General features: G+C 35.0%; 11 protein-coding genes and 2 tRNA genes. 7 read left to right on the top strand and 6 right to left on the bottom strand.

The genetic code is table 11. The features are described 5' to 3' along the window. On the top strand, window positions 1-1,074 hold a 1,074-nt coding region (locus ACY65O_RS18645), incomplete at its 5' end, for a TonB-dependent receptor domain-containing protein (protein ID WP_462222366.1). A 74-nt stretch (window positions 1,075-1,148) separates the two neighbouring features. Here ACY65O_RS18645 and ACY65O_RS18650 read toward each other — a convergent pair. Further along, complete coding sequence (locus ACY65O_RS18650; protein WP_462222367.1) at window positions 1,149-1,565, bottom strand: BrxA/BrxB family bacilliredoxin; 417 nt, start codon at window positions 1,563-1,565, stop codon at window positions 1,149-1,151. Between the two features lie 260 nt (window positions 1,566-1,825). Here ACY65O_RS18650 and ACY65O_RS18655 point away from each other — a divergent pair, with 260 nt between their 5' ends. After that, a complete protein-coding gene (locus tag ACY65O_RS18655; protein WP_462222368.1) occupies window positions 1,826-2,266 on the top strand; it encodes an Hsp20/alpha crystallin family protein in 441 nt (146 codons plus the stop codon). A gap of 116 nt (window positions 2,267-2,382) precedes the next feature. Here the strand turns inward: ACY65O_RS18655 and ACY65O_RS18660 are convergent, their stop codons facing one another. The 5 genes from ACY65O_RS18660 to ACY65O_RS18680 all read right to left on the bottom strand — a co-directional run bounded on the left by ACY65O_RS18660 (window position 2,383) and on the right by ACY65O_RS18680 (window position 5,800). Then, window positions 2,383-2,859 (bottom strand): hypothetical protein, encoded by a 477-nt coding sequence (locus ACY65O_RS18660; RefSeq protein WP_462222369.1) that lies wholly within the window; start codon window positions 2,857-2,859, stop codon window positions 2,383-2,385. Between the two features lie 3 nt (window positions 2,860-2,862). Beyond that, window positions 2,863-3,084, bottom strand: a complete 222-nt coding sequence (locus ACY65O_RS18665; RefSeq protein ID WP_462222370.1) for a hypothetical protein — start codon at window positions 3,082-3,084, stop codon at window positions 2,863-2,865. A gap of 9 nt (window positions 3,085-3,093) precedes the next feature. Beyond that, complete coding sequence (locus ACY65O_RS18670; protein ID WP_462222371.1) at window positions 3,094-4,200, bottom strand: M42 family metallopeptidase; 1,107 nt, start codon at window positions 4,198-4,200, stop codon at window positions 3,094-3,096. 287 nt (window positions 4,201-4,487) lie between these two features. Continuing rightward, on the bottom strand, window positions 4,488-5,327 hold the full coding sequence (locus ACY65O_RS18675; RefSeq protein ID WP_462222372.1) for a UbiA prenyltransferase family protein: 840 nt from the start codon (window positions 5,325-5,327) through the stop codon (window positions 4,488-4,490). Beyond that, a complete protein-coding gene (locus ACY65O_RS18680; protein ID WP_462222373.1) occupies window positions 5,327-5,800 on the bottom strand; it encodes a hypothetical protein in 474 nt (157 codons plus the stop codon). The genes ACY65O_RS18675 and ACY65O_RS18680 overlap by 1 nt, the downstream gene beginning before the upstream one ends. 36 nt (window positions 5,801-5,836) lie before the next feature. Between ACY65O_RS18680 and ACY65O_RS18685 the strand changes: the two genes are divergently transcribed. The 5 genes from ACY65O_RS18685 to ACY65O_RS18705 form a co-directional block, all read left to right on the top strand. Beyond that, window positions 5,837-6,853 carry a LuxE/PaaK family acyltransferase gene (locus ACY65O_RS18685; RefSeq protein WP_462222374.1) on the top strand — a complete coding sequence of 339 codons (1,017 nt, stop codon included), beginning with the start codon at window positions 5,837-5,839 and terminating at the stop codon, window positions 6,851-6,853. Window positions 6,854-6,957: 104 nt separating this feature from the next. Continuing rightward, window positions 6,958-7,030: transfer RNA gene (locus ACY65O_RS18690), tRNA-Lys, on the top strand. A 31-nt stretch (window positions 7,031-7,061) separates the two neighbouring features. Further along, entirely contained in the window at window positions 7,062-7,301 is a 240-nt protein-coding gene (locus tag ACY65O_RS18695) for a GIY-YIG nuclease family protein (protein ID WP_462222375.1), read from the top strand. Continuing rightward, window positions 7,296-7,365, top strand: a tRNA-Lys gene (locus tag ACY65O_RS18700). The genes ACY65O_RS18695 and ACY65O_RS18700 overlap by 6 nt, the downstream gene beginning before the upstream one ends. A 76-nt stretch (window positions 7,366-7,441) precedes the next feature. After that, a partial coding sequence (locus tag ACY65O_RS18705; RefSeq protein ID WP_462222376.1) for an SDR family oxidoreductase occupies window positions 7,442-8,139 on the top strand: 698 nt, incomplete at its 3' end.

Consider the following 8,139-nt stretch of genomic DNA (forward strand, 5'->3'; position numbering starts at 1 on the left):
GAAAATTACAGCGATTTTGGATCTACTTTAAATTATAAACTGGCCAGCCGTTTTAAATTCAGCGAACAATTTAATTTGAGGGCTTCTATAAGTTCAGGCTTTAGAGCGCCATCGATGCAACAAAAATTTTATGCAAAAACAAATACCTTGTTTGTTAGTAATGGCACCTCGTTAGTACCTGTGGAAGCAGGCACTTTTACCAACGACAGTAAAGCTGCAGAAATATTAGGGATACCCAAATTAAAAGAAGAAACCAGCCATAATTATTCTGTAGGGTTAACTGCAAGGCCATTTAAAGGTTTTGAAATTACCGTAGATGCTTACCAGATTGATATTGATAACCGCATTGTACTTACAAATAATTTTAATGGCGGAAACAATGCCGCTTTACAATCGCAGTTAACTGCGGCGGGTGCCAACACTGCCAACTTTTTTACCAATGCTATTGATACCCGTGCTAAAGGTTTAGAGGCTGTACTTTCTTACAATACCGTTTTTACCGGCAACCATTCTTTTAAAACCACTTTGGCAATGACGTTTATTGATAACGAAGTAAAAAAAGGCGCCGATGGAAAACCCATCATTCATGCTTCAGATGTTTTAGTTAACAGCGGGCAGTTAGGGAGCTATTTTAACCGTGAAGACCAGAGCCGTATCGAAGTGGCTAATCCTAAAAATAAGATCAGCCTTACGTTTAATTATAAATTTAAAAAGTTTGGGGCAATGTTAAGGATGGTAAATTTTGGCAAGGTTGAATATCTTGATCCAACAATAAATCCTGCAAACCCAACTGCATTTCCGGTAAATGCTTTTACGGGTCAAAAAGAAACACTGGACCAGCAGTTTAGTGCAAAAACAGTAACTGATCTTTCACTGTCTTATCAAATTACAAAGCAAGTTGGTTTTACCATCGGCGCAAATAATTTATTTGATGTGTACCAGGATATGCATAATCATAGTGGCAATGTAAGCCTGGGACGCTTTGTGTACAGCAGGCGGGTGCAGCAAATGGGTTTTAATGGTGCATATTATTTTGCCCGTTTAAAATTTAGTCTCGATACCAAAAAAATGTAGTGAACTATTTATCGTAAAATAGAAAACCTCCTGTTTGCGCAGGAGGTTTTCTATTTTACTAACCATCATTTTTATCAGTTACAATGCTGCTCAAAGGCGCCAATTAAATTTTCGGCAATCATTTGTGCACTTCTGCCTTCAATCATATGCCTTTCTATAAAATGTACCAGCTGTCCATTTTTAAAAAGAGCTATTGATGGAGATGATGGAGGATAAGGTAATAAATGTTCCCTTATTTTTTTTACTGCATCAACATCAAAGCCTGCAAAACTGGTGGTAAGATGATTGGGCTTTTTTGCGCTGTTATTAACAGCCATTAAAACACCGGGCCTTGCAGTACCGGCGCTGCAACCGCAAACAGAATTAATTACAACTAAAGTAGTGCCTTCATCATTAATATTTTGCTCAACATCGGCAGATGTAAGCATTTCGGAAAAGCCATTTTCAGTAAGCTCTTCCTTCATTGGTATTACAATTTCTTCTGGATACATGTGTAGTAGATTTTTATTTAGAGGGCAAAATTATGCACTTATTCTGTTTAAACCACTATAAAATTAAAATCCATTTTACCATATTTGGAATATTATTTTAAAAAGGAAAAGGAATTTTTGTCAGTAAAGATGAACCAAATCAGACATTGTGTCTATCAAATTGGTTAAAAAATGAAAGAAAGACGTAAAAATTCAATTGGAATACTGTTTGAAGAATATTAAGTGTAAAACAATTTTTTAAAAATTAAAATTATATAACCATGACTTTTGTAAAAACAAACAATCCGCTATCAAAATCTTTCGACGGATTAATGAACGAACTTTTTAATGAATTGCCAGCAACATTTGGAAAAACAATGAGAGAAGATGTTTTAGGTTTTCCTCCTGTAAACATTGTAGAAAAAAATGACTTTTACCATTTACAGGTGTCGGCACCCGGTTTTGAAAAAACTGATTTTAATGTAAAATTAGATGACAAAATTTTAACGGTGAGTGCAGAGAAAAAAGAAGAAACGAAAAGTGAAACAGATAAAGTAATCCGCAAAGAATTTAGTGCAAAATCTTTTAAACGCACTTTTACTTTAGATGAAAAAATTGATGCGGCAAATATTAGTGCCAAATACGAAAATGGCATTTTACATGTAGGCCTGCCTAAAAAAGAAGAAGTAAAAGCTACAACTAAAGACATTACTATTCAGTAAGAAAATGTTTTCATAAGTATACAGTTGGTTTTGATTATTCCCCGTTAGTGTTAGCGGGGAATTTTTTTTATGAAAGTTTGCCCGCAGATTTCGGGGATAGCGCAGAAAAGAAAAAATTAATCCTGCTTTTTTTTTCTTTTCTCTAACCAGTCCTCTTCTTTATTTGTGGTAAATGCCTGCAGTATGGCAACAGCAAAAAGCGCAGCAACATTACCTGCTAAAAAAATTAAACCAAAGCCCCAGTACCCCTCGGTATCAGAAACTTGTTTATTAAAAAAAATGGTATAATCTTTTACGAGTACAACAATGCAACTGCAAAAGCCAATTATAAATACTATATAAGAAATTATTTTTACAATAAAAGACGGATGCTTTTTTGTTCTCTTAAAAAAAATAAAATATACTGTTGCAAAAATGGAAGGTGCAATAGAAATAATTAATAACTCATAAATAATATCCATTGGCCTTGAAGAAACAAGCGTGGATAAACCATACATTACAGCAACAAATAAACCTATGATTACAGGTACAGAAAGAAATAATAAAAAAATAAGAAAATATAGTTTTGAATATTTTGTAAACCTGTCATCCATTATTTATTTGTTTATACTTTTCAACAGAGAATCATGCAAAATTTTTTTTGCTGAATCTATTACAGTATTTGATTGTTTTAAACTTTCATCAACTTTTTTAAACTCCTCCAAAATTCTATCTGATTCTTTTATCCCTTTAGCTGCTGATTGCTTCATAAAAATAATTGCAACAGAAGCCAGGCTTATACCTGCAACCACAATTAATGCTATTAACCCCTTATGCATGGATATTGTTTAAAAATAACTCAAATTAGTTTTAGGAGTCAGCGATAATAAAGTTTCATACATCAGCTTAATAGTATTTTCAACATCGTTTTTATGCAGCATTTCTACAGTGGTATGCATATAACGCAGTGGAATAGAAATTAAAACTGAAGGGCAGCCATCATTGGCATATGCAAACGAATCGGTATCGGTACCCGTACTCCTGCTAACGGTGCGTAACTGCACCGGTATTTTATTTTTAGCAGCTGTGTTCTGCACAACATCCAATAATTTATTATGCACTGCAGGGCCAAAAGCCAGCGAAGGACCTTTACCGCAACTGCATTCTCCCTCAATCATTTTATTAATCATTGGTGTGGATGTATCGTGTGTTACATCGGTAATGATGGCGATGTTGGGTTTTATCCTTCGTGCAATCATTTCGGCACCACGTAAACCAATTTCTTCCTGCACTGCATTTACAATGTATAAACCAAAGGGCAGTTTTTTCTTATTTTGTTTTAATAATTTTGCTACTTCAGCAATCATAAAACCACCAATGCGGTTATCAAATGCACGGCCAATTAAATAATCGTAGGCCAGCTCTTCGTAACCTTCTTCGTAAGTGGCAACTGCACCAATATGAATACCCAGTTCTTCCACTTCTTTTTTATTTCTTGCGCCGCAATCCAAAAATAGATTATCAACCTTTGGCTGTGTTTCTTTACCATCGTTATTACTCATACGGGTGTGGATAGCCGGCCAGCCAAACACCGCTTTTACCGGGCCTTTTTTACCATGAATAAAAACCCTCATAGATGGTGCAATCTGATGATCTACTCCACCGTTACGTTTTAAGTAAATTAATCCTTCGGCCGAAATATAATTTACAAACCAGCTTATTTCATCGGCATGTGCTTCAATAACTACTTTAAATGGCGCATCAGGATTAATTACTCCTACAGCAGTACCATACGGATCTGTAAAGTGCGTATCAACATAAGGCTTTAAATATTCGAGCCAAATTTTTTGCCCGCTGGTTTCAAAACCTGTTGGCGAAGGGTTGTTGATGTAGTTTTTTAAAAATGTATAAGACTGATCGGTTAAAATACTTTTTACTTTTTTTGCTTTTGCCATTTGTATTTATTTATAATGGCAAAATAACTAAATACTTATCATATTAGCATTGTGCATTTAATAATTCTGTATTTCAATAACCTTAGAAGCTGTTTGAGTTAATTATTTTTTTTATTTGGCTAAAGCCGGCAACATCAATTTGCATTACCACGCCTTTAAAGGCGTGGTAATGCAATGAAAATACAATGGCTTTAGCCAAACTGCATTCGGTTTAGATTAATTCAAACAACTTCTTAAAATGGTAAGATTTTATCAAAAACTTCAACTTAAAAAGTTGCAGTTCCCCTTTAGGGGATAGGGGCAATACTTGCCACATAAGTAGCTAAAGCAGAAAATAACATCAGCCCATCAACCAAAAAATAATAAAAAAAATAACCTTGCTTTTTTTGTGAGAAAAAATAAACTATGGCTGTAATAAGCCCGGTTAGCAATAATGCAATTATTTGTTCGGGTTCGTTATAATAAATCCTTAGCACAATACCATTAATAATGTAAGCTGCAAAAATTGCAATCATTATATATTTAACTGTCGTGGGTTTTAAAATAGTCGTAAGGCTTTGCAAGCCACGTATTTTATCAATATTGGTATCTCTTGCATCAAAAATAATACAGAGCATCAGCATAAATAAAAAGCGGTTAATAAAAAGCATTAATAATGTACTAAACTGTACAGTTGGTGCAAAATAATAAGGGATATAAACTGTTACAAACGTCCACGTAAAAGCCAGTAAAAAAGTTTTTACCAGCCCTGCTTTTCTTGCAAGATGAAATATTTTAAAAGGCAACAACGGTATTGTATACAATAAAGTTAAAATTAACCCTATAATAATTACAGGTAATAATTGTGGAATTCTTACAAGAGAAAAAAGTAATCCTCCACAGGCTAATACCAATACAATAACATTAGTATAATATTGTTTTAAAACCTGTATCAGTGATTGGCCGGCAAAAGCATAGCCGCTTAACAGCCAGTAAAAATTATAACTGCAGAGAGTAGAGAAAAAAATAAATGCAAATAAATAAACGGGTAAATTAATATGCAGTAATAAAGCTGTTTGAAAACAAAGGGACACAGCACAAATTGCAATAAAAATAGAATGAGAAAGAAGGAAGTAAAGCAGCCGCATTACTGAACAATATAAAAAACCGGATCGCTGGTTTTAATAACGTTGCTTTTGTTTTTTGCAAAATCTTTTATGTACACTTCAAAATATAAAGTATCCACCCTGGGCCTTACATTTGAATTGGGGTTGCCTCCCATTACCGAAAATAAATTTATTGCAATATCTGCCTGAAAATCTGGCTTAGCCGAAGTACCAATATTTGGAAGAAGTTGTGAAGAATCTATTAAGTTGTTCGTAAGATTTTTAATATACACAAGCGAAGTATCTTTACCAACCTTTAATCCCAGATCGCCTTCTGCATCAGTAACCCTTATGGTGAGTACGGGTGCAATATCTTTTTGCACAGCAGTATTAGTAGATAACCAGGCATTAGGTTTTACAGATTTAAAAGTGATTTGCGGAACAGTTGTAAATTTATCTTTTTTACAACCAAAAAAAAGAATGGCAACCGTAAATATTGAAAGTGTGTAACGCATCGTGTAATTTTAATAATTCAAATTTACAAATACAAATTGAAACAACCCGTTAAAAATACAGACCTCGAAAAAAGAATTTTTGCTGCCTCATCAGTTAATTTTACTGAACTGGCAGTAGAATTATTCAATTTTCAGTACCGGTATAACGATGTTTACCGCAATTATTGCAATACACTCAATATTTTGCCAAGCCAGGTTGATACCATTACAAAAATTCCTTTTTTACCTGTTGAGTTTTTTAAAACTCATGAAATTAAAGCTTCTTACTTTGAGCCAGAAACTATTTTTGAAAGCAGCGGCACCACATCATCCGTTAACAGCCGGCATTTAGTTAGGGATACTGCTGTTTATAAAAAAAGTTTTACTGCCTGTTTCGAAAAATTTTATGGCCAGGCGAAAAACAAATGTATTCTTGGTTTATTACCTTCTTATTTAGAGCGCAATAACTCTTCTTTAGTATTTATGGTGGAAGAATTGATTAAGCAAAGCGATAATAATTTAAGCGGTTTTTATTTATCTGATTACGATAAATTACTGCAGACTATTTTACACAACGAAATTTTAAAACAATCAACCCTTTTAATTGGAGTTACTTATGCATTACTTGATTTTGCAGAAAAACATCCAATACAATTACGCAATACCATTGTTATGGAAACCGGTGGCATGAAGGGCAGACGGGAAGAAATGACAAGGCAGCAGGTACACAGTCGGCTGCAAAATAATTTAGGTGTAAGCCTCATACATTCCGAATATGGAATGACGGAATTATTATCGCAGGCTTATTCAAAAGGCGATGGTATTTTTCATTGCCCGCCCTGGATGAAAGTTTTAATAAGAGAAGAAGATGATCCTTTTGCAATATTTATAGCTGATGCTTTACAAGAAAAACCAATAACCGGAGTTATTAATATTATTGACCTTGCCAATATTTACAGTTGCAGTTTTATAGCTACTGCAGATGTGGGCCGCCTGTACAGCAACGAAAGTTTTGAAGTGCTGGGCCGCATGGATAATAGTGATATTAGAGGATGCAGTTTGATGGCGCTTTAAAAAAAGCTTATCAACAATTTTTATTTTTCGTGGAAAAAATCATTTTTTGATTGGTATTATTTAAACTGATACCCCTATCTTTGCAATCCAAAATTTTAAGAGTTGAATTGGTAGCTCAGTTGGTAGAGCAATACACTTTTAATGTATGGGCCCTGGGTTCGAGTCCCAGCCAGTTCACAAACCCCCCGTTTAGGGGGTTTTTATTTTTATGCCTTTTTGTTATATTTTATTTTCGCAAAAATTGAATAAATATTATGTGGGCGCCTGTACAGATATAGAACGCAGGCTTTACGAACATAATATTGGTCATTCAAAATTTACTGCAACGGGTATGCCCTGGCTACTGGTTTATAAAGAACAATTTGAAAATTTATCATTGGCAAAACAGCGGGAAGCATACATTAAAAAACAAAAATCACGGAAATATATTATGGCATTGATTGGATAGCTCTGTTGGTAGAGCATCCCGATTTTTATCGGGAGGGCCCAGGGTTCGAGTCCCTGCCAGTTCACAAACCCCCGCCTTCGGGGGTTTTTTTATTCACTAAATTTGTGTTCGGCAAATTAATCCCTCTATTTTTGTATTATATGAATACAGATTTCTTCAAAAACAAAGTAGTAGTTATTACAGGCGGCAGCGATGGCATTGGTAAAGCATTGGTTGATGCACTGATTCACCTGGGTGCTAAAGTAGCTACCTGTGGCCGCAACCAGGATAAATTGTACGATCTTCAGTTACTGCACTCGGGCAAACCCCTGCACAGCATTGTAGCAGATGTAAGTAATTACAACGATTGCAAAAATTTTATTGAAACAACCATACAGGTTTTTGGCGGTATCGATATCCTCATCAACAATGCCGGTATTTCCATGAGGGCCCTGGTTAAAGACCTGGATGTGGAAGTAATAGAAAAAGTAATGGATATTAATTTTAAAGGAACATTATATTGCACCAAACTGGCGCTCGATTCCATTATTGAGCGAAAGGGAACCATTGTTGGTGTATCTTCCATTGCAGGTTACAGGGGTTTGCCGGGACGTAGCGGCTATTCAGCCAGTAAATATGCCATGACCGGATTTTTGGAAGCATTACGTACCGAAATGATCGATCACCAGGTAAACGTGATGTGGGTTTGCCCGGGCTTTACAACATCCAATATCAGGAATGCAGCATTAAACAAAAAGGGAAAATCGCAGGGCGAAACCCCCATGGATGAGGGAAAAATGATGAGTTCGGAAAAATGTGCTGTACATATTCTAAAAGCCATCGAAAAAAGAAAAAGAAC

Origin of the sequence: Ferruginibacter sp. (assembly GCF_031430955.1) — a bacterium.
In the GTDB taxonomy this organism is placed as follows: domain Bacteria; phylum Bacteroidota; class Bacteroidia; order Chitinophagales; family Chitinophagaceae; genus Ferruginibacter.